The following is a 19136-nucleotide window of genomic DNA, read 5'->3' as shown; positions in this document are numbered from 1 at the left end:
CTGGGCCGCGGATTCAGCGGGCATCCGACGCCCGGGGATGCCGCTCAAACCAGGCCCGCGCATCGCGGATATCCCGGGCGATCTGCGCCTTGAGAATCTCGAGGGAGTCGAATTTCTCCTCGTCTCTCAGCTTGTGGCAGAACTCCACCGCCAGCTCGCGGCCGTAGAGTTCTCCGGTAAAGTCGAACAGGTTGACCTCCAGCAGCGGCTGGGCACCTTCGCCCTCTACCGTGGGGCGGAAGCCGACATTGGCCACGCCATCGATTTCGCGACGGCCAGGTGCCAACTCACGGCCGTCGGTGGCCCGCACCCGCACGGTGTAAACGCCCACCAGCGGCGAGCGGTAACGATGCAGCCGTACATTGGCGGTCGGGGCGCCCAGCTGGCGGCCCAGGGCGCGCCCGGGGGCCACCCGCCCGGTGATCCGGTAGGGCTTGCCCAGCAGGAGCTCGGCCAGGGCAAAGTCCCCGTCCTCCAGGGCCTGACGGATCCGCGTGCTGCTGACCCGGGCGCCGCGGATCTCCACGGTGGCCGTATCTTCCACGGTGTAGCCCACCTCGGCACCGACTTTCTGCAGCAAGCGGTAATCACCGCTGCGGTCGCAGCCGAAGCGAAAATCGTCCCCCACCACCAGGTGACGGATATCCAGGCCATCCACCAGGATCTGCCGGATAAAGGCCTCACCACTCAGGCTGCGCAGGCGCTCGTTGAACTGCAGGCACAGCACCCGGTCGACGCCGGCTTCAAACAGCGCCAGCACCTTCTCTTTGAACCGCATCAGGCGCGCCGGTGCGCGCTCTCCGGAAAAAAACTCGTGGGGCTGGGGCTCGAAAATCATGGCCACCGAGGGCACACCGTGCTCGCGGGCGCGCTCGCGGACCTGCGCAATGATCGCCTGGTGGCCGCGGTGCACCCCATCGAACGAGCCGATGGTGGCCACGCAACCGCGGTGGCGGGGTCGCAGGTTGTGCAACCCGCGGATCAGTTCGCGCTCCTGGACCAAGGGGCCTTCCCATCCTCACAAAATTGAGCGCCGCAGTATAGCGGATTCGGGGTGGGCGGTCAGTGACCAGCGCCGCCGGATCACTAGGCCTGCGGGCGGAAATGCCGCGGGCGCAGGCCGCTGGCAAGCAGCACCAGCAGATAGGCACCACCGCCGCCGGCCACCAGCACCCCCATGCGCCAGGCGCGCTCCCACCAGGCCCAGTTGCTCCATTCCGGCCAGATGGTCAGGGCGACCAGCAACAGCCCCACCATGGCAAGATTCGCCGCCAGCAGGCGCAGCAGGAAGGCGCCCCAGCCCCGCTCGGGCTGATAGACGGCATCGCGGCGCAAACCCTTGAACAGCAACCAGGCGTTGAGGGCGGCCTGGGCCGCGGTGGCCAGAGCCAGCCCCATGTGGCCGAGGCGGAAGTAATGATGCAGGGGGATGACGAAGGCGAGGCTGAGCAGCATCTTGGCGGCGATGGCGATCAGGCCGAAACGCACCGGGGTATAGGTGTCCTGGCGGGCGAAATAGCCCGGCGCCAGCACCTTGATCAGCATGAAGCCCAGCAGGCCCAGGGCATAGGCCCGCAGCGACCAGGCGGCCATGGACATATCCCGCGGCTCCATACGCCCGTACTGGAACAGCGTGGTCAGCAGCGGCTCTGCCAGCACGATCAGGGCCAGGGCCGCCGGCAGGGAAATCAAAGTTACCGAGCGCAGCGCCCAGTCCAGCGTTTGGCTGAACCGCTGGGGGTCACCGCCCACATGCTGTCGCGACAGGTTCGGCAGGATCACCGTGGCCACGGCCACACCGAACACACCGAGGGGTAACTCGACGAGCCGGTCTGAGAAGTACAGCCAGGACACGCTGCCGGTGGGCAGGAAGGAGGCCAGCACGGTATCCAGCACCAGGCTGATCTGTGTGACCGACACACCGAAGATCGCCGGCGCCATCAGACGCAGGATCTTGCGCACGCCCGGGTAGCGCCAGTCCCATTTCGGACTGGGCAGAAGTCCCATCCGCATCAGGAACGGCAGCTGGAACAGCAACTGCACCACCCCGGCAGCGAGCACCCCCCAGGCCAGGGCCATGATCGGCGGCTCGAACCAGCGCGTGCCGAGCACGGCGGCGCCGATCAGCACCAGGTTGAGCAGCACCGGCGTCAGGGCCGGAATGGCAAAGCGATCGAAGCTGTTGAGCACCGCACCGGCAAACCCGGTCAGAGAGATCAGCATCAGGTAGGGAAAGGTAATGCGCAGCATCTCGGTGGCCAGGGCGAACTTTTCCCGCTCGCTGCCGTCCCACCACCAACCAAAAGCAAAAATTCCCGCCACCAGCGGCGCACAGAGGATGCCGAACAGGGTAACCAGTAGCAGGGTCCCTCCGAGTGCACCGGCCACCCGGTCGTTCAGCTCCCGGGCGGCGGCGATGCCACCTTTCTGCCGGTACTCCGCCAGCACCGGCACGAAGGCCTGGGCAAAGGCGCCTTCGGCAAACAGGCGGCGGAAGAAATTGGGAATCTTGAAAGCGACGAAGAAGGCATCGGCAGCGTCACCGGCGCCGGCAAAACGGGCGAATACCATGTCCCGCGCCAGCCCCAGGACCCGGGACAGCAGGGTTGCCCCGCCGACCACGGAACTCCCGCGCAGCAGGCCTGGCGCCCGCGGAACCGTCTTTTTTTCTTCGCTGGCAGGCTCTGAGGACAAGCTGGGATCTCCGCAAAACGGCTTCGGTGGAATGGCCGGCAAGTCTACCGCAAAACAATGATTGCGGACGCCGGCTCGCCAGCAGATTCGCCTACCGGCCGGTCATAAGCAAACTATACTCAGGAAGAGCGAAAGGCGCGCCGCACTGGATTGGTGGCGTAAGGAGATGACGGATGACCATCAACGCTTTACTGATCGCCCTGGCGCTGACAGTCCTGCTGTACGCTGCCGCAGCCCTTGGCCCCCGCCCTAAGAGGGTACAGGTGCGGATAGATACGCCCCGGGATCAGCGCTTCCGGCGCCAGCAGTAACCCGCGGGGTGCGCGGGATGGCGAATGCCATAATTCGCCATCATTGCACCCGGTTTTGCCCCATCGGCGCCATGCCGATGTCTCTTTGCGGTTTTTAAATAACTCTCGACCGGGCCACAAACGGCGCCCGACGGAGAAACCGCAAGGAGAACGACAGTGAAAAACGTAATAATGGCAGTGACCCTGGGAACCGCAATTGCATCCGGCGCCCAGGCGGACACCGCAGAGATTCAAGGATCGAAACTCACCCCGGCCAAGCAGGCCACCGTCTTCACAGGCGCCGCTGTCGCGGGCGCTGCTGTTGGCGGCCCCATTGGATTTATTGCCGGCGCCCTTGGTGGAGCCTGGCTGGGCGAGCAGATTAAACAGGCAGAAGAGGCAACCATGCTGGCATCACAACTGACAGAGAGCCGCAGCGAACTGGAAAACCTGGCCCATCAACTGGACGCAGCGCGCCTCTCGGCCAACGATGCAAACCAGCTGGCCGCCGACAGCCTGCAATTCCAGCTCTTTTTTACCACCGGCAACGACCAGCTGGCCGAAACCCAGCTGCACCAGATCTCCGCACTGACCGATTTCCTGGAGCGGCATCCACAACTCCAGGTCCAACTGGAAGGACACGCAGATCCCCGCGGCAGCGACGGTTACAACAACGTACTGTCCGATCAGCGGGCACTCAGCGTGCAGCGCGCCCTGACGGCCCGGGGCATCGACAGCGCCCGGATCAGCCGCAAGGCTCTCGGCGCCACCTACTCGCAGGCTCCCCGCGGCGACATCGACGCCTACGCCATGGAGCGCCGGGTCGACATCCACTTCGTACTGCCGGCATCGACAGCCGGACTCTGAGCCTCCCTTAAAGCCCGGGGCCCGAACAACCGGGCCCCGATCGGGGCGTCCCGCCCGCGGATGCCCCGCCGCCGTGCCCGCTCGCCTACCCTGCGCAAATGCGGCATCATCCCCCGCACGATCAAAGAAACGCCGAAACAACCATGAATCCCACCATTGCCATCGTCGAGGACGAACGCGCGATCGCCGAGAACTATCGCGACGCCCTGCGCCGCAGCGGCTATCAGGTCAACCTGTACGAAAGCCGCAATGAGGCCCTGACAGCCTTCCGCCAGCGGTTGCCGGACCTGGCCGTGATCGACGTGGGACTGGGGACTGAAGTGGAGGGCGGCTTCGAGCTCTGTCGCGAACTGCGGGCCATGGCACCAGCCCTGCCGATCCTGTTCCTCACTGCCCGCGACTCGGAGCTGGATATCATTTCCGGCCTGCGCCTGGGGGCCGACGACTATCTCACCAAGGACATCTCCCTGCCTCATATGCAGGCACGCATCAATGCGTTGCTGCGCCGGGTGAGTGTGCTGAAAAGCCGTAACGATGAGGGCGAACGCCTGCAGCAGGGCGCCCTGGAACTGGATGTCGAGCGAATGCACTGCCGCTGGAACAGCGAGCCGGTCGACCTGACGGTGACCGAGTTCTGGATCGTGTACGCCCTGGCCCGCCGCCCCGGCCATGTGAAATCCCGCAGCCAGCTGATGGAAGCCGCGCAGGTGGTCCTGGACGACAGCACCATCACCTCCCACGTCAAGCGCATCCGTCGCAAGTTCCAGGCAGTGGACGATCGCTTCGATGCCATCGCCACCGCCTATGGCCTCGGCTATCGCTGGCAGGCCTGAGCCGGCAATGTGCCGGCAACCTATGGGGATTAGACGGTGAGACTGAGACGCCAGCTGCTCCTGGTCAGCCTGGTCACCCTGGCAATGCCCTGGGCGGGCTGCCAGTACCTGCGCCAGGTGGACAGCGCCCTCGCCAACGGCCAGATGCAGGCGCTGGAAGCCACCGCCAGTGCCGTCGCCGCGCGGCTGTCCAGCGCTCCGCGGCTGATCCTGCCCGACACCGAACGCCACTCTCGCCCGCCCGGGGCCCAGCTCTACCTCAATCCCCTGCCACAGGCGCCCCAGGTGGACGGCTATGGTGAGGAGTGGCGCCAGTGGAGCCTGCCCGCGAAACCGCTGCTCGATGCAGAAAGCAATACGATGGCCAGGGTCACCCTGGGACAGCATAGGGACCGCATCTTCCTGTTGCTCACCGTGATTGATAAAAGCCCCAGCTACAACGATCCACGCACGGGCCTGCACGCCAGCGGAGACACGGTAGAGATCCAGACCGGCGGCCGCCATTTCACCCTGCCGGTGGCCAGCCGGGGGCCGGCGTCAGCCCTGTGGCACAACCGTGCGCGCGGCGACGTCGAGCGGGAGCTGCGCCTGCGGGGGCGCTGGACCTCCGATGCCAGCGGCTACCAGCTGGAGCTGGCCCTGCCCAGGACACTGGCCGCCGGCGAGATGGCCATTTCCGTGCTGGATCGCCAGCACAGTAACGGCGGCCCGCCCCTCAGGCTGGCCTCGACATTGCCGGATGACGGCATCCCCGGCCGACTGGTGCAGCCGCTGCCGGAACTTCAAAGTGAGCTGGATCACTTCCAGCGGCCGGGACTGCAGCTCGCTGTCGTGGACAGCGAGGGCTTTGTACTGGCCACTGCCGGCGCCATGGAAGCCACACCCGCGGTGCGGGAAAACGCGTCCTGGCTGCAGCGCTGGGCCTACCGCAGGCTGCTGAGCAGAAGCGACCTGCCGGCACTACCGGCAGACGGAATGCCGGCCTTCCCAACCGACAACCGGGACACCGACACCCTCTGGTTCCACGGCCCCCGGGAGAGCCGCATTGCGGCGGCCAGCGCGCCGGTAATCACCCGGGTCGACGACATTGTCGAGCGACCGTTGCTGGGCCGGGTCATCGCCCTCCAGTCCGGTGACAGCATGCTGGCACTGACGGAGTCGGCCGCCCACCGCCTGTGGCTGCTGTCCGCCTCCGCCGCCGGGGCCGCAGCATTGTTGTTGCTCGGCTATGCCAGCTGGCTGTCCTGGCGGGTGCGCAGGCTGCACCGGGCTGCCACCAATGCTGTCGACAGCAGCGGGCGACTCCGCGGCAGCTTCCCGCGGGCCCGGCTCGGCGACGAGCTGGGCGACCTCAACCGCGCCTTTGCCGATCTGCTGGCTGAGCTGGACCGCTACCACCACTATCTGCGCACCCTCGCCAGCAAGCTCTCCCACGAGTTGCGCACACCACTGGCAGTGGTGCGCTCATCGCTGGACAACCTTGCCATGGCGGAATTACCGGCAGACGGCCGCCGCTATGCGGCGCGGGCCCAGGAGGGCAGCGCCCGGCTGAGCGGCATCCTCAACAGCCTCTCCGCCGCCAGCGACCTGGAGGCCAGCATCCGTCACGCCGAACGGGAATCCTTCGACCTGGCGGATCTTCTGCAGGCGCTGGTGCAGTGCTACGCAGATGCCCACCCGACACAGCCGTTCGTGCTGAACTGCCCCGAGGGCCCCCTGCCCTGCCACGGCGCGCCGGAACTGCTGGCACAGCTAATGGACAAGCTGGTGGACAACGCCGTGAGCTTCGCCCCCTCAGGCAGCACAATCGCCGTACACGCCCGCTGCCACGGTGATGCCTACGTGATTCAGGTGGAAAACGAGGGGCCCCTGCTGCCGGAGGGCTTCGACCGCAAGCTGTTCGACTCACTGGTCTCCGTTCGCAGTGACGGCGACCGCGGTGGTCACCTGGGACTCGGCCTTTATATCGCCCGACTCATCGCCGAATTCCACGGCGGGCGGCTCACAGCGGCCAATCGCAAAGACAATAAGGGCGCCGTGTTCACGCTGCTGCTACCCAATGGATTGACCGGAAATGCAGAGTCCGCCGCAAGCCCCGGAAGCGGTTGACAAACAACCAACTGTGGGGATAATGTCGCGTCCCAATCGGGCCCCGGCCCGTTAGTTACAGAGTTTTTAGATTCCAACAGGAGCAACCGGTGGCCAACTCACCTCAAGCGAAGAAACGCGCGCGCCAGAACGACAAGCGCCGTAAACACAACGCCAGCCTGCGCTCCATGGTGCGCACCTACATCAAGAAGGTAGTTGCGGCCATTGATGCAGGTGATGCGGAAAAAGCCAAGACAGCCTACGCGGAAGCGGTACCGGTCATCGACCGTATGGCGGACAAGGGCATTATTCACAAGAATAAGGCCGCCCGTCACAAGAGCCGCCTGAACGCCAAGATCAAAGCCCTGGCTGCCTGATCCGCGCTCAGACGCAAAAACCCCGCCACGGCGGGGTTTTTTTGTTTCTGCAGGGCGGCAAACCCACCATAGCGACGGGGTTACAGCAGGATCAGGTTATCGCGATGGATCAGTTCCTCGTCATCCCGGTAGCCCAGCAACTCCGCGAACCGCTCTGACGGCTGCCCCACGATGCGGATCGTTTCGCTACTGTCGTAATTCACCAGCCCACGGGCGATCTCCGCGCCGGCGCCGTTGCAGCAGGACACCAGCTCCCCGCGGCGGAAATGCCCCTCCACGGCACTGACCCCCACCGCCAGCAGGCTGCGACCACTCTCCCGCAGCGCCCGCTCGGCCCCGGCATCCAGCACCAGTTTCCCACGCACCTGCAACTGGCCCGCCAGCCAGCGCTTGCGCGCGGTCATGGGGTCGGCTTCCGGCAACAGCAGGGTGCCCAGACGCTCACCGGCACTCACCCGCTCAATCACACCTTCCACCGCACCGCCAACGATAACCGTGCCGGCGCCGGAGCGCGCCGCCAGCTGGGCCGCGCGCACCTTGGTGGTCATGCCGCCGCGACCGAGACCGCTGCGGGAACCACCCGCCATGCCCAGCAGTGCCGGATCACCGGCGGATCCCTCACGGATCAGCTCAGCGGCAGGATTGTCGCGGGGATCCTCGGTGAACAGGCCGTCGGCATCGGTGAGGATCATCAACGCCTCCGCCTCTACCAGGTTGGCCACCAGCGCCGCCAGGGTGTCGTTGTCACCGAAACGGATCTCGTCGGTGACCACCGTGTCGTTTTCATTGATGATCGGCACCACGCCGAGGGAGAGCAAAGTTCGCAGGGTACTGCGGGCATTGAGGTAGCGGGTGCGGTTGGAGAGGTCGTCGTGGTCGAGCAGGATCTGGGCGGTGCGGCAGTCGAACTGGCCAAAAGCCTGCTCGTAGACCTGCACCAGGTGGCTCTGGCCCACGGCGGCGGCCGCCTGTAACTGGTGGATGGACTCCGGGCGACGATGCCAACCCAGGCGGTCCATGCCCGCGGCCACGGCGCCGGAGGAGACCAGCAACACCTCGACGCCGCGGGCACGCAGCGCCGCCATCTGGCTGGCCCACTGGAAAATGGCCTCGCGGTTGACCCCGCGGCCGTTGTCGGTGATAAGCGCACTGCCGATCTTGATGACCCAGCGCCGGGTGTTTGCCAGCCGCTGGCGAGCCGCTACGAAATCCATGTTCCCCCCGAAACTGCCCCAATACGGGGCACAGAGGCCGGCCCGCCCGGCCTCAGTGGCGGTATTCTATATCGACGTCGTGGTCATCGTCGTCCCAATCGTCATCATCCTGATCGTGATCGGCGCGACGTCTGGCCCGGTGTGCTTCGCGCAATTCCTCGATCCGCTGGCGCGCCTCCCGCTGCATCTGCCTCTGCGCCTCCAGCTCCGCCTCCACCAGTTCGGGATTGGCGTCTTCCTCTTCCTTGCGCTCTTCCAGGTAATCCATGAGGCGCCCGGCCAGCACATCGGTGCCCTCCTTGCGGATGGCCGCGACACGGAATACCGGTCCTTCCCAGCCCAGCGCATCCACGATCGCCTCACAGCGCGCATCCAGCTCCGCCGCCGGCACCAGGTCGGTCTTGTTCAGCACCAGCCAGCGCTCACGACTGGCCAGTGTGGGACTGAAAGACGACAGCTCGCGCTCGATAGCACGGGCATTTTCCACCGGATCGGAACCATCGAACGGCGCCAGGTCCACTAGGTGCAGCAGTACCCGGCAGCGGGTCAGGTGCTTGAGGAAGCGGATCCCCAGGCCGGCACCCTCGGCAGCGCCTTCAATCAGCCCGGGAATGTCGGCAATCACAAAGCTGCGGTGCCGCTCCACCTGCACCACTCCCAGGTTCGGCACCAGAGTCGTAAAGGGGTAGTTGGCCACTTTCGGCTTGGCGGCAGAAACGGCGCGAATGAACGTGGATTTGCCGGCGTTGGGCAAACCCAGCATGCCCACATCCGCCAGCACCTTGAGCTCCAGCTTCAGGTTGCGCTCCTCGCCGGGGGTACCATTGGTGGTCTGGCGCGGTGCCCGGTTGGTGCTGGACTTGTAGCGGGTGTTGCCGAGGCCGTGCCAGCCGCCCTGGGCCACCATCAGGCGCTCGCCGTGCTCGGTGAGATCACCCAGCGTCTCACCGGTGTCGGTATCGATCACCGTCGTGCCCACAGGCACTTTGAGCTCCAGGTCTTCCCCCTTGGCGCCGGTACAATTGCGCCCGCGACCGGGCTCGCCGCTCTCGGCCTTGTATCGCGGCTGGTAACGGTAGTCCACCAGGGTGTTCAGGGACTCATCGGCGACCAGGTAGACGGAGCCGCCGTCACCCCCGTCGCCGCCGTCGGGGCCACCCTTTTCGACGAATTTTTCCCGGCGGAAGCTCAGGCAGCCGTTACCACCCTTGCCAGCCTGTACGTATATGGGCGCCTCATCGACAAATTTCATGCTCTCTCCACCGCGCCAGCGGCTGCTTCTCTCTCTGGCAGTGTAACCTGCGAAATCTTTTCCTACCCGCTCCCGCAGGAGCCGAAACAAAAAAGCCCCGCAATATGCGGGGCTTTCGTGAAGCTAAGGCTGCTAACCGCTTAGGCAGTTTCGATAGAAACGAACTTGCGGTTGTTGGGGCCTTTGACTTCGAACTTCACAACGCCGTCCGCAGTGGCGAACAGGGTGTGGTCCTTGCCCATACCAACGTTGACGCCGGCGTGGAACTTGGTGCCGCGCTGACGCACGATGATGTTGCCTGCCGCTACGGCCTGGCCGCCAAAGCGCTTCACGCCCAGGCGTTTACTTTCGGAATCGCGCCCATTGCGCGTACTACCGCCAGCTTTCTTGTGTGCCATGAGTCGTTACTCCTCTGCTTATGCCTTGATGCCAGTGATTTTAACTTCGGTGTACCACTGACGGTGGCCCTGGCGCTTCATGGAGTGCTTGCGACGGCGGAACTTGATGATTCTCACCTTCTCGCCGCGGCCGTGGCTAACCACTTCGGCAGTCACTTTTGCGCCGTCTACAACGGGGGCGCCGATGTTGATCTTGTCGCCGTCGACGACCATCAGCACCTTGTCAAAATCGATGGAATCGCCGGTTGCAACTTCCAGCTTCTCCAGGCGAAGTACTTCGCCTTCTTCTACGCGGTGCTGCTTGCCACCGCTCTCAATTACAGCGTACATATCTCTATGCTCCGAATGGACGACACGAAGCAGCGGGCAGACACCAGAACCTGGCAGTCACTGCTCCGCATTTCGGGAGCTTGCGCCGTGTGTTTTAACAGCTTGTCCCTGACGGGCCGCGAGGGCCGGTCAAACGGGGCGCAGATTCTAATCAATTCCCGTGATTGATACAATAGCGCCCGCGCCGCAGCACCGGCGACTCTGACAGCCCTATAAAGCAGTATAAGGAACCCACCCATGTTGCCTTTCCACCGGGTCGCCGCGGACGACTTCGCCGCGGTCAATCAGCGCATCCTCGACCAATTGCACTCGGACGTTCCCCTGGTGGAAAACATCGGCCATTACCTGGTAGAGGCCGGCGGCAAGCGCCTGCGCCCATTGCTGGTGCTACTCTGCGCCCGAGCGGCGGGTTACCAGGGCCAGAACCACATCGACCTGGCCACCATCATCGAATTCATCCACACCGCCACCCTGCTCCACGACGATGTGGTGGACACCTCCGAGCGGCGCCGCGGCCGCCTGACCGCCAACGCCCAATGGGGCAACGCTCCAGCCGTTCTGGTCGGCGACTTCCTCTACTCCCGCGCCTTCCAGATGATGGTAGCCCTGCAGGACATGGACATCATGGCGGTGCTCTCAGACACCACCAACACCATCGCCGAAGGTGAGGTACAGCAGCTGGTGAATGCCGGCGACCCGCAGGTCAGTGAGGAGAACTACCTCACCGTCATTCACAAGAAGACCGGCGCCCTGTTCGAGGCCGCCTGCGAGACGGCCGCGGTACTGGCAGGCTGCAACCCCGGGGAGCGCGAGGCCCTCAAGCTCTACGGCCGCAAGCTGGGCCTGGCGTTCCAACTGGTGGACGATGCCCTGGACTATCGCGGCAATCCGGAAGAGCTGGGCAAAAACGTGGGCGACGACCTGGCCGAAGGCAAACCCACCATGCCACTGATCTACACCATGGCCAACGGCACCGCCGAACAGGCCGCGCTGGTGCGGGAAGCCATCGAGCAGCGCAGTGCCGAACGGCTGACCGAGATCGTGACGGCGATCGAGGCCTGCGGTGCTCTGGATTACACCATGGAGCGGGCGCGTACTGCAGTCGATGAGGCCAGGAGCCAGCTGGCGTTTCTGGCGGAAGGGGAGCAGAAAACGGCCCTGCAACAGCTGGCCAGTTTTGCAGTCGAGCGTACGGTGTAACCCCGGCCGCTGTCGTCACCTCCGTGGCGGCGCTGCCGCTGGCGAAATCCTGCCGGACACGCCGTAAATACTTCCCTGTAGGCTCTACGCGGCCATCCATGGCCGCGTAAGGTCCGGCAGGAGTTCGCCAGCAACAGCACCTTCCCCCGAAATGAATGCCACTTTCGGCAGGCGGGGGCTGCATCCAGACATCAGCTCAACACCATTTCCCACCTGACAGCCATTCCCGCGCAGCGAGGTCGTGCTGTCAGGGCGCAGTATGTGACCGCCCCAGCCTTTCTTCGCGAGAGCAGCTTTGCTTGAAAGAGTTGAACAGGCGGGCCCGACAAGGTCGACAGACGTCTCGCGAAGGCGCAACCGGCTACCGGGCCGCCACTACACTTTGTGCAAGTCACCAAACGAAAAAGGGCGAACACCATGTTCGCCCTTCATCGCATCAGTGCAGTTTCGCCGATCAGCCGCGAATCAGATTCAGCAGCTCTTCCGTTTTCTCCTGCATCAGCGCCGGGTCGCCGCGGGACTCCACGTTCAGGCGCACCACCGGCTCGGTGTTGGACATGCGCAGGTTGAAGCGCCAGTCGGCAAACGCCACGCTGAGGCCATCCACGTGTTCGACGCTTTCGGCATCCGGGGCGTACTTTTCTTCCGCCGCTTTCAGCAGGGCTGCCGGGTCTTCCACCTTGGAGTTGATCTCACCGGAGCAGGGGAACGCCGCCATGCGCTCACCCACCAGCTCGGACAGGGGCTTGCCGCTGCGGCTGACCAGCTCGGCCACCAGCAGCCACGGGATCATGCCGCTGTCGCAGTAGGCGAAGTCACGGAAATAGTGGTGCGCACTCATTTCGCCACCGTAGATGGCGTCTTCCTTGCGCATGCGCTCCTTGATGAACGCGTGGCCGGTCTTGCTCTGCACCGGCTCCCCGCCCGCCGCCTTGACGATATCCTCGGTGTTCCAGGTCAGGCGCGGGTCGTGCACGATCTTGGCACCCTGCTGCTTGAGCAGGAACGCCTCGGCCAGCAGGCCGACGACATAGTAACCCTCGATGAACTCGCCGTTTTCATCAAAGAAGAAGCAGCGGTCGAAGTCGCCATCCCAGGCAATACCGAAATCAGCCCCACTCTCTTTCACGGCCTGGGCCGTGGAAGCACGGTTCTCCGGCAGCAGCGGGTTGGGGATACCGTTGGGGAAGTTGCCATTCGGCTCATGGTGTACGCGGACGAATTCGAACGGCAGGTGCGGCGCCAGGGCATCCACTACCGAGCCGGCACCGCCGTTACCGGCGTTGACCACCAGCTTCAGTGGCTTGAGCTGCTCGCCGTCCACATAGCCCAGCAGGTGCTGGACGAAATCGGCACGGTGCTCGAAATGCTTCAGTTCGCCACGCTTTTCCACCGGGGCGAACTCATTCTCTTCCGCCAGCCGCTGAATGTCCTTCAGGCCAGTGTCGCCACTGATCGGGCGGCTGCCGGCACGCACGAACTTCATGCCGTTGTAGTCCATGGGGTTGTGGCTGGCGGTCACGCAGATACCGCCGTCGAAGTCGCCGTGGAAGGTGGAGAAGTAGATCTCTTCAGTACCGCACTCACCGATATGGTAGACATCGGCACCGGCATCGCGCAGGCCGTTGGCCAGGGCATCGGTCAGTTCGGGGCTGGTCAGGCGGATGTCGTGGCCCACCACCACCCGGCGCGCATCCAGGAACTGGGCGAAGGCGCGGCCCACCCGGTAGGCCACATCGGCGTTCAGCTCATCGGGGACCCGGCCGCGCAGATCATAGGCCTTGAAACAGGTCAGAGTACTCATCAATGACTTCCCTTGTTACTTCTTGTTGTCACACCTGGTTGTTACTTCTCGAGTTCCGCCTGCTCCGGCAGGTAGACATTTTCGTAGACAAAATTGGTGGCTTCGATAAAGCCGTCCACTGAACCACAGTCGAAACGGCGGCCCTTGAAGTTGTACGCGAGCACACAGCCGCGCTGGGCCTGCGCCAGCAGAGCGTCGGTAATCTGTACCTCGCCGTTCTTGCCCGGCGGGGTCTCCCGGATCAGGTCGAAGATATCCGGTGTGAGGATGTAACGGCCGATGATGGCCATATTGCTGGGCGCCTCTTCCGCCGGCGGTTTCTCCACCATGTCGGTGACCTGCCACAGGCCGGGCTTGATTTCATTGCCGGCAATCACGCCGAACTTGTGGATATGCTCCCGGGGCACCTCTTCCACCGCCACGATGCTGCAGCGGAACTGCTTGTAGAGCTCGACCATCTGACCGAGCACGCCCAGTCCGTCATTGAGGCACAGGTCGTCCGCCAGCACCACCGCAAACGCCTCGTCGCCGATCAGGCGCTGGCCCTGCAGGATGGCATCGCCGAGGCCTCGCATTTCGCCCTGGCGGGTGTAGGAGAAGCTGGCCTGGTCGATGACACGGCGTACGCTCTCCAGGTACTTCTCCTTGCCGGTGCCGGAGATCTGGTGCTCGAGCTCGAAATTGGTATCGAAGTGATCCTCGATGGCCCGTTTGCCACGACCGGTCACGAAACCGATCTCGGTCAGGCCGGCCTCGATGGCTTCCTCCACGCCGTACTGGACCAGTGGCTTATTCACCAGCGGCAACATCTCTTTCGGCATGGCTTTGGTGGCGGGCAGGAACCGGGTGCCGTAGCCGGCCACCGGAAACAGACATTTTTTCAGCATTCTTATTACATCCCCATTGTCGATAGAGGGCGCTCCCCCAGCGCCGGACACGCAAGTTAGCACATTTTCATGGCCAGATTCAGTTACAGCGCCCATGTCGCGCCAGGCCAAGGCCGGATGGGCATTTGCGGCAAGAAACCACTGCGAATTAGTCAGCAAACCCCGTGCCAGTCACAAATAGGCCGGTGACCGACTGGACAAGAAACCTCCAACCCTTAGAATGCCCGCTCTTGTAAAAACGCCCAAAATCGGGAACAAAATGAGTAATTTCGTTCAGAAAAGTAGCTATACCCGCGAAGAACTGCTGGCCTGTTCTCGGGGTGAAATGTTCGGCCCGGGCAACGCCCAGCTGCCGGCCCCCAATATGCTGATGCTCGACCGCATCACCCACGTGTCAAAAGACGGTGGCGCCTACGGCAAGGGCGAGCTGATCGCCGAGCTGGATATCCACCCGGACCTGTGGTTCTTCGAGTGCCACTTCCCCGGTGACCCGGTCATGCCCGGCTGCCTCGGCCTCGACGCCATGTGGCAGCTGCTCGGCTACTTCCTGGCCTGGAAGGGCAATCCGGGCCGCGGTCGCGCCCTCGGCTGCGGTGAAGTGAAATTCACCGGCCAGATTTTGCCGACAGCGAAAAAAGTCACTTACCATATCCAGATGAGCCGGCTGGTCGAGCGCAAGCTGGTGATGGGTATCGGTGACGGGTCTGTCTCTGTGGATGGACGCGAGATTTACACAGCCAAGGACCTGCGCGTCGGCCTGTTCACCCGCACAGACAACTTTTAATCCAGTCGTCTGCCGGACACCGGACCGAACAAACAATAACAACGTCCAAAGTCGACAAGCTTTACGGAGACCACTATGCGTCGGGTTGCGATCACCGGAATGGGCATTACGTCCTGCATTGGCACCAATCTGGAGGCGGTCACCGCGTCCCTGAAAGAAGGCCGCAGCGGCATTCGCTTCCAGGAGGAATATCAGGAGCTGGGGCTACGCAGCCAGGTAGCCTGCCCCGTCGATATCGACTTCAAGGAGCATATCGACCGCAAGCACCTGCGTTTCATGGGCGACTCCGCCGCCTATGCCTATATCGCCATGCAGGAGGCCATCCGCATCTCCGGGCTGGAGGAGAGTGATATCTCCAACCCGCGCACCGGCCTGGTGATGGGCTCCGGCGGAACCTCTACCGCCGCCATCATCGACGCGGCGCAGACCCTGAAAGCTAAGGGCGTCCGTCGCGTGGGTGCCTACCGCGTACCCCAGGTCATGGGCAGCACCGTCTCCGCGTGCCTGGCCACACCGTTCAAGATCAAGGGGGTGAACTACAGCATCTCCTCCGCCTGCGCCACCAGTGCACACTGTATCGGCAACGGCGCCGAACTGATCCAGATGGGCAAGCAGGACATCGTCTTTGCCGGTGGCGGTGAGGAGCTGGCCTGGAGCCTGACGCACCTGTTCGACGCCATGGGCGCCCTGTCCAGCAAGTACAACGACACGCCCGAGCGCGCTTCCCGCCCCTACGATGCGGACCGCGACGGCTTCGTGATCGCCGGTGGTGGCGGCTGCCTGGTGCTGGAGGAGATGGAGCACGCCAAGGCCCGCGGCGCCACCATCTACGCGGAGCTGACCGGCTACGGCGCCACCTCCGACGGCTACGACATGGTGGCCCCCAGCGGTGAGGGCGCCGTGCGCTGCATGCAGCAGGCGCTGGCTGGCATGGACGGCAAGGGCCTGGAAGGCGGCGTGGACTACATCAACACCCACGGCACCTCCACCCCGGTGGGCGACGTGGCCGAGCTGCGCGCCATGCGCGAAGTCTTCGGCGACAAGGTACCGCCCTTCGCCTCCACCAAGTCACTGACCGGCCACTCCCTCGGTGCCGCCGGCGTTCAGGAGGCGATCTACTGCCTGCTGATGATGCAGAACGACTTCATTGCCGCTTCTGCAAACGTGGAGAATCGCGATCCGGAGGCCGAGGGCATGGACCTGGTGACCGAAAAACGCGACGCGAAGATCCAGCGTGCCCTGTCCAACAGCTTCGGCTTCGGCGGCACCAACGCCTGTCTGGTATTCGACAAGGTCTGATAGCAGCCACTCGCTGAAACGCAAAAAGGGCGGAACCGGCAACGGTTCCGCCCTTTTTCATTGATCCCGACCCTATCTCCCGGGGCTTACTGGTTACCGGCTCCCAGGCGCTCGAGCCACAGCTCCACCTGTCGGGTCAGGCCCTGCCGCCAGCTGCGCTGCTGGATACCAAACACATCCCGCAGCTTTTCGGCGGCCAGCACCCGGCTCCGGTTTTCTGTGCCCGGCACCGCTTCCAGCGTCACGCCGAAGTCCTCATCGTAAAACGACTGGGCCCGCTCGAGCACCTCGCGCCCGAATTCGAGGGCAGTACAGGCGTCTGCCGCACCATAGTGGTAGGTGCCCGATCTGGGGGCACCGCTCGCCAGCTGCTGCACCACCGCCACGACCACCCGACAGAGATCTGCCAGGGTCACCGGACTCCCGGCACTCTGGTCATCGAGCGCCAGGGACTCCCCGGACAGAATACCCTTCAGGATACGACCAAGCAGGGCCTGCTCGCTGCGATCGACCAGCCAGCCAAAGCGCAGGAGGGTCACTGCCGGGCTGCCGCGCAGGGCTTCTTCACAGGCGAGCCACAGCTCCCCCCGCTCTGAGACAGGGGCCGGCTCATCGTCCTCGTCATAGCGTTTGCGGGTACCCCCGGGGAACACCCGGTAGGAAGAAATGTGCACCAGCGGGCCCGCATTGGCAGCTGCCAGCGTGCGGCAGGTGGCCAGCGCAGCGTCCATCGCTTCCGTGCCGCCGAGGCAGATCGCATTCACCACGATCGCTCCCGGCCGCAGCTTTTCCAGCTCTGCAGTGGTCAGCAGCTGCACACGAAAGCCGGCTCGCTGCAGGCGTTTCTGCAGCATGCCGTCGACCTTGCCACCGGAGCCGACAACCGCGACCGAATCCGGTGTATACCCGGTGTGATGGACTTGCACGGGATGTTCCGGCCCTTAGAACGGGATATCGTCGTCGAAGCTGTTATCGAAACCGCCGGCAGGGCCCTGGTTGCCGCCCTGATTGCCACCACCCTGGTTACCGGAGTGACCACCGCCCTGGGAGGGCGCCATCGGGGACGGTGCGGAGCGGCCCTGGCCGTAGTCAGCCTGGCCACCGCCCTGCTGGAAACCACCGCCCTGCTGCTGGCCGTAGCCGCCGCCCTGCTGCTGGTCATAGCCACCCATGCCCTGGTTGTAGCCACCCTGCTCACCGCGGCCATCCAGCATCTGCATTTCGCTGGCGACGATCTCGGTGGTGTAGCGGTCCTGACCGGACTGCTTGTCCTGCCACTTGCGGGTGCGCAGGCTGCCCTCGATGTAGACCTTGCTGCCTTTGCGCAGGTACTCGCCGGCGATCTCTGCCAGGCGGTTGAAGAACACTACCCGGTGCCACTCGGTGCGCTCCTGCTGCTGGCCGGTCTGCTTGTCCTTCCAGGTTTCGGAAGTCGCCAGGTTCACATTGGTAACAGCGCCGCCGCTGGGCATGTAGCGGGTTTCCGGGTCTGCGCCCAGATTGCCGATCAGGATGACTTTATTGATTCCCCGGGCCATTGGCCTCTCCTCTCTCGTGCGTGCGGATCAGCGATCCGCGGAATTGAATTCGGGTTGGACAGCACCGCCAATCCGTCCAGCAGACCGGCGGCATTTATTTGGATATTTATCCAGCAGCATACAACAGGCGCGCCCCCAGCCGCCACCAGAGCAGCGCCCACAACACCACCACCGCGAGCCCCATCAGCGCGACCGCCCCGGCGCCGCCCGCACCGTACAGGTAACCGCCGAGCACACCACCGACAAAAGCCCCCAGGAACTGCAGCGTGGCGTAGAGCCCGGACGCACCGCCGCGGGCCTCAGCCGGGGCCGAGCGGGTCAGCTGTGCCGGCAACAGGGCCTCCAGCAGGTTGAAGGCAATGAAGAACACCGCCAGCAGGCCCACCAACAGCCAGCGGCTGCCTGCCCACAATGCCAGGATACCTGCGCCGAGCCCGGCGACCGCCAGTCCCAGTGCCAGCGGTACACGACCACTGCGCTCAGCAAGCCGCATCAGCGGCAGCATCAACACAAACGAGCCGAACATCAGCGGTCCGTAAAGCTTCCAGTGCTGTGCCCCCGGCAGGTCCAGCAGGTCCACCAGCAGCGGTGGCAGCGGCACGAACAGCGCGGTGAGCAGCAGGTGTGAGAAGAAGACCCCACTGACCAGCTGCCAGATTTCGCCATTGCCGAGCACGGCGCGGAAGCCGCCCCGATACACGCCTGGGCCCTGCGCCTGTTGTGGGTCGGGCACCAGCCGCCAGGCGATCAGCAGTCCCAGCAGGGCCAGCGCGGCGGTCAGCCAGAAGATGGCCGCGAGGCCACCGATCCCCGCCAGCAACGGACCGAGGATCACCGCCAGCATGAAAGCGAGCCCGATCGCCGCGCCGATGGCCGCCATGGCCTTGCCGCGGTTCTCGTAGCGGGTCAGGTCCGCCATCAGCGCCATGGTGGCCGCGGCAATGGCGCCGCAGCCCTGCAGGACCCGGCCGGCAATCAGCCCGTAAACCGAGTCCGTCTGAGCCGCCAGCAGGCTGCCCAGCGCAAAGACAGCCAGCCCCATGTAGATCACCGGCTTGCGCCCCCAGCGATCGGACAGCATGCCCAGCGGGATCTGCAGCAGGGCCTGGCTCAGGCCGTAGGCGCCCAGTGCAATGCCGAGCAGGGCCGGGGTGCTGCCCTCGTAGTCCGCACCATAGACGGACAGCACCGGCAGCACCATGAACAGGCCTAGCATGCGAAATACGTACAGGGACGCGAGGCCCGCGAGGGCGCGGCGCTCAGTGGAATTCATGGCAATCC

General features: G+C 64.4%; 19 protein-coding genes. 8 read left to right on the top strand and 11 right to left on the bottom strand.

From position 1 onward, the window contains the following. Positions 1–13: 13 nt before the first annotated feature. On the bottom strand, positions 14–1003 hold the full coding sequence (gene ribF / locus LVD12_RS15845) for a bifunctional riboflavin kinase/FAD synthetase (RefSeq protein ID WP_237068685.1): 990 nt from the start codon (positions 1001–1003) through the stop codon (positions 14–16). A gap of 83 nt (positions 1004–1086) precedes the next feature. After that, positions 1087–2694 (bottom strand): murein biosynthesis integral membrane protein MurJ, encoded by a 1608-nt coding sequence (gene murJ, locus LVD12_RS15840; RefSeq protein ID WP_237068684.1) that lies wholly within the window; start codon positions 2692–2694, stop codon positions 1087–1089. A 173-nt stretch (positions 2695–2867) separates the two neighbouring features. Here murJ and LVD12_RS15835 point away from each other — a divergent pair, with 173 nt between their 5' ends. The 5 genes from LVD12_RS15835 to rpsT all read left to right on the top strand — a co-directional run bounded on the left by LVD12_RS15835 (position 2868) and on the right by rpsT (position 7149). After that, the gene (locus LVD12_RS15835; protein ID WP_237068683.1) at positions 2868–3005 is read left to right on the top strand and encodes a hypothetical protein; all 138 of its coding nucleotides are present in this window, start codon (positions 2868–2870) and stop codon (positions 3003–3005) included. 156 nt (positions 3006–3161) lie between these two features. Further along, positions 3162–3851 carry an OmpA family protein gene (locus LVD12_RS15830; RefSeq protein WP_237068682.1) on the top strand — a complete coding sequence of 230 codons (690 nt, stop codon included), beginning with the start codon at positions 3162–3164 and terminating at the stop codon, positions 3849–3851. 143 nt (positions 3852–3994) lie between these two features. Beyond that, positions 3995–4684, top strand: coding sequence for a proteobacterial dedicated sortase system response regulator (gene pdsR, locus LVD12_RS15825; RefSeq protein ID WP_237068681.1), 690 nt, complete (start codon positions 3995–3997; stop codon positions 4682–4684). 36 nt (positions 4685–4720) lie between these two features. Further along, on the top strand, positions 4721–6793 hold the full coding sequence (locus tag LVD12_RS15820) for an ATP-binding protein (protein ID WP_237068680.1): 2073 nt from the start codon (positions 4721–4723) through the stop codon (positions 6791–6793). An 89-nt stretch (positions 6794–6882) separates the two neighbouring features. Further along, entirely contained in the window at positions 6883–7149 is a 267-nt protein-coding gene (rpsT, locus tag LVD12_RS15815; RefSeq protein WP_067086911.1) for a 30S ribosomal protein S20, read from the top strand. A gap of 80 nt (positions 7150–7229) precedes the next feature. Here the strand turns inward: rpsT and proB are convergent, their stop codons facing one another. From proB to rplU, 4 genes are all read right to left on the bottom strand, one after another. Beyond that, complete coding sequence (gene proB / locus LVD12_RS15810) at positions 7230–8363, bottom strand: glutamate 5-kinase (RefSeq protein WP_237068679.1); 1134 nt, start codon at positions 8361–8363, stop codon at positions 7230–7232. A 52-nt stretch (positions 8364–8415) separates the two neighbouring features. Next, complete coding sequence (gene cgtA / locus LVD12_RS15805; protein WP_237068678.1) at positions 8416–9615, bottom strand: Obg family GTPase CgtA; 1200 nt, start codon at positions 9613–9615, stop codon at positions 8416–8418. Positions 9616–9755: 140 nt separating this feature from the next. Then, positions 9756–10013 (bottom strand): 50S ribosomal protein L27, encoded by a 258-nt coding sequence (gene rpmA / locus LVD12_RS15800; protein WP_067086922.1) that lies wholly within the window; start codon positions 10011–10013, stop codon positions 9756–9758. Positions 10014–10031: 18 nt separating this feature from the next. Beyond that, positions 10032–10343, bottom strand: coding sequence for a 50S ribosomal protein L21 (gene rplU / locus LVD12_RS15795; protein ID WP_069946955.1), 312 nt, complete (start codon positions 10341–10343; stop codon positions 10032–10034). 237 nt (positions 10344–10580) lie between these two features. Here rplU and LVD12_RS15790 point away from each other — a divergent pair, with 237 nt between their 5' ends. After that, positions 10581–11543, top strand: coding sequence for a polyprenyl synthetase family protein (locus LVD12_RS15790; protein WP_237068677.1), 963 nt, complete (start codon positions 10581–10583; stop codon positions 11541–11543). Between the two features lie 454 nt (positions 11544–11997). On the opposite strand, the gene LVD12_RS15785 is transcribed toward LVD12_RS15790, so the two are convergent. Both LVD12_RS15785 and galU read right to left on the bottom strand, forming a co-directional pair. Continuing rightward, entirely contained in the window at positions 11998–13347 is a 1350-nt protein-coding gene (locus tag LVD12_RS15785) for a phosphohexomutase domain-containing protein (RefSeq protein ID WP_237068676.1), read from the bottom strand. A 41-nt stretch (positions 13348–13388) separates the two neighbouring features. Continuing rightward, complete coding sequence (gene galU / locus LVD12_RS15780; RefSeq protein WP_237068675.1) at positions 13389–14234, bottom strand: UTP--glucose-1-phosphate uridylyltransferase GalU; 846 nt, start codon at positions 14232–14234, stop codon at positions 13389–13391. 259 nt (positions 14235–14493) lie between these two features. Between galU and fabA the strand changes: the two genes are divergently transcribed. Further along, the gene (fabA, locus tag LVD12_RS15775; RefSeq protein WP_069948749.1) at positions 14494–15018 is read left to right on the top strand and encodes a 3-hydroxyacyl-[acyl-carrier-protein] dehydratase FabA; all 525 of its coding nucleotides are present in this window, start codon (positions 14494–14496) and stop codon (positions 15016–15018) included. Between the two features lie 75 nt (positions 15019–15093). After that, positions 15094–16317: a beta-ketoacyl-ACP synthase I gene (gene fabB / locus LVD12_RS15770; RefSeq protein ID WP_237068674.1), complete on the top strand. Its 1224-nt coding sequence runs from the start codon at positions 15094–15096 to the stop codon at positions 16315–16317. Between the two features lie 86 nt (positions 16318–16403). On the opposite strand, the gene LVD12_RS15765 is transcribed toward fabB, so the two are convergent. The 3 genes from LVD12_RS15765 to LVD12_RS15755 all read right to left on the bottom strand — a co-directional run bounded on the left by LVD12_RS15765 (position 16404) and on the right by LVD12_RS15755 (position 19128). After that, complete coding sequence (locus LVD12_RS15765; RefSeq protein WP_237068673.1) at positions 16404–17243, bottom strand: sugar nucleotide-binding protein; 840 nt, start codon at positions 17241–17243, stop codon at positions 16404–16406. A gap of 15 nt (positions 17244–17258) precedes the next feature. Further along, positions 17259–17855 carry a single-stranded DNA-binding protein gene (gene ssb / locus LVD12_RS15760; protein ID WP_237068672.1) on the bottom strand — a complete coding sequence of 199 codons (597 nt, stop codon included), beginning with the start codon at positions 17853–17855 and terminating at the stop codon, positions 17259–17261. A gap of 106 nt (positions 17856–17961) precedes the next feature. Then, positions 17962–19128, bottom strand: a complete 1167-nt coding sequence (locus LVD12_RS15755) for an MFS transporter (RefSeq protein WP_237068671.1) — start codon at positions 19126–19128, stop codon at positions 17962–17964. Positions 19129–19136: the final 8 nt, after the last annotated feature.

The sequence above is a fragment of the Microbulbifer guangxiensis genome (assembly GCF_021729075.1).
Classification (GTDB): domain Bacteria; phylum Pseudomonadota; class Gammaproteobacteria; order Pseudomonadales; family Cellvibrionaceae; genus Microbulbifer; species Microbulbifer guangxiensis.
Note: the sequence above shows the minus strand (reverse complement) of the source record. Positions and strands in the feature narration are given on the sequence as shown.

Excerpts from the sequence above, each read along its gene's own strand:
- LVD12_RS15785 (WP_237068676.1), bottom strand. The coding sequence starts at position 13,347 with ATGAGTACTCTGACCTGTTTCAAGGCCTATGATCTGCGCGGCCGGGTC.
- galU (WP_237068675.1), bottom strand. The coding sequence starts at position 14,234 with ATGCTGAAAAAATGTCTGTTTCCGGTGGCCGGCTACGGCACCCGGTTC.
- LVD12_RS15755 (WP_237068671.1), bottom strand. The coding sequence starts at position 19,128 with ATGAATTCCACTGAGCGCCGCGCCCTCGCGGGCCTCGCGTCCCTGTAC.
- LVD12_RS15835 (WP_237068683.1), top strand. The coding sequence starts at position 2,868 with ATGACCATCAACGCTTTACTGATCGCCCTGGCGCTGACAGTCCTGCTG.
- rplU (WP_069946955.1), bottom strand. The coding sequence starts at position 10,343 with ATGTACGCTGTAATTGAGAGCGGTGGCAAGCAGCACCGCGTAGAAGAA.
- LVD12_RS15790 (WP_237068677.1), top strand. The coding sequence starts at position 10,581 with ATGTTGCCTTTCCACCGGGTCGCCGCGGACGACTTCGCCGCGGTCAAT.
- proB (WP_237068679.1), bottom strand. The coding sequence starts at position 8,363 with ATGGATTTCGTAGCGGCTCGCCAGCGGCTGGCAAACACCCGGCGCTGG.
- rpmA (WP_067086922.1), bottom strand. The coding sequence starts at position 10,013 with ATGGCACACAAGAAAGCTGGCGGTAGTACGCGCAATGGGCGCGATTCC.
- pdsR (WP_237068681.1), top strand. The coding sequence starts at position 3,995 with ATGAATCCCACCATTGCCATCGTCGAGGACGAACGCGCGATCGCCGAG.
- ssb (WP_237068672.1), bottom strand. The coding sequence starts at position 17,855 with ATGGCCCGGGGAATCAATAAAGTCATCCTGATCGGCAATCTGGGCGCA.
- fabB (WP_237068674.1), top strand. The coding sequence starts at position 15,094 with ATGCGTCGGGTTGCGATCACCGGAATGGGCATTACGTCCTGCATTGGC.
- cgtA (WP_237068678.1), bottom strand. The coding sequence starts at position 9,615 with ATGAAATTTGTCGATGAGGCGCCCATATACGTACAGGCTGGCAAGGGT.
- fabA (WP_069948749.1), top strand. The coding sequence starts at position 14,494 with ATGAGTAATTTCGTTCAGAAAAGTAGCTATACCCGCGAAGAACTGCTG.